This is a genomic window from Peribacillus sp. SIMBA_075 (genome assembly GCF_046534585.1).
Map to the genome: position 1 here is coordinate 1 of NZ_JAWRYN010000096.1, position 1,234 is coordinate 1,234.

The 1,234-nt window shown below is 49.9% G+C and carries 1 protein-coding gene and 1 pseudogene; one reads left to right on the plus strand and one right to left on the minus strand.

Annotated elements, in window-relative coordinates:
- Positions 1 to 205, minus strand: a 205-nt coding sequence (locus SB775_RS27285) for a CatA-like O-acetyltransferase (RefSeq protein WP_410864263.1), incomplete at its 3' end; no start/stop codon positions are given.
- A gap of 278 nt (positions 206 to 483) precedes the next feature.
- Between SB775_RS27285 and SB775_RS27290 the strand changes: the two are divergent.
- Positions 484 to 570, plus strand: a pseudogene (locus SB775_RS27290) (IS1 family transposase); the annotation flags it as partial.
- Positions 571 to 1,234 lie beyond the last annotated feature (664 nt).

The window sequence follows — 1,234 nt, forward strand, 5'->3', positions numbered from 1 at the left end:
CATTCATCAGGCGGGCAAGAATGTGAATAAAGGCCGGATAAAACTTGTGCTTATTTTTCTTTACGGTCTTTAAAAAGGCCGTAATATCCAGCTGAACGGTCTGGTTATAGGTACATTGAGCAACTGACTGAAATGCCTCAAAATGTTCTTTACGATGCCATTGGGATATATGAACGGTGGTATATCCAGTGATTTTTTTCTCCATTTTAGCTTCCTTAGCTCCTGAAAATCTCGATAACTCAAAAAATACGCCCGGTAGTGATCTTATTTCATTATGGTGAAAGTTGGAACCTCTTACGTGCCGATCAACGTCTCATTTTCGCCAAAAGTTGGCCCAGGGCTTCCCGGTATCAACAGGGACACCAGGATTTATTTATTCTGCGAAGTGATCTTCCGTCACAGGTATTTATTCGGCGCAAAGTGCGTCGGGTGATGCTGCCAACTTACTGATTTAGTGTATGATGGTGTTTTTGAGGTGCTCCAGTGGCTTCTGTTTCTATCAGCTGTCCCTCCTGTTCAGCTACTGACGGGGTGGTGCGTAACGGCAAAAGCACCGCCGGACATCAGCGCTAGCGGAGTGTATACTGGCTTACTATGTTGGCACTGATGAGGGTGTCAGTGAAGTGCTTCATGTGGCAGGAGAAAAAAGGCTGCACCGGTGCGTCAGCAGAATATGTGATACAGGATATATTCCGCTTCCTCGCTCACTGACTCGCTACGCTCGGTCGTTCGACTGCGGCGAGCGGAAATGGCTTACGAACGGGGCGGAGATTTCCTGGAAGATGCCAGGAAGATACTTAACAGGGAAGTGAGAGGGCCGCGGCAAAGCCGTTTTTCCATAGGCTCCGCCCCCCTGACAAGCATCACGAAATCTGACGCTCAAATCAGTGGTGGCGAAACCCGACAGGACTATAAAGATACCAGGCGTTTCCCCCTGGCGGCTCCCTCGTGCGCTCTCCTGTTCCTGCCTTTCGGTTTACCGGTGTCATTCCGCTGTTATGGCCGCGTTTGTCTCATTCCACGCCTGACACTCAGTTCCGGGTAGGCAGTTCGCTCCAAGCTGGACTGTATGCACGAACCCCCCGTTCAGTCCGACCGCTGCGCCTTATCCGGTAACTATCGTCTTGAGTCCAACCCGGAAAGACATGCAAAAGCACCACTGGCAGCAGCCACTGGTAATTGATTTAGAGGAGTTAGTCTTGAAGTCATGCGCCGGTTAAGGCTAAACTGAAAG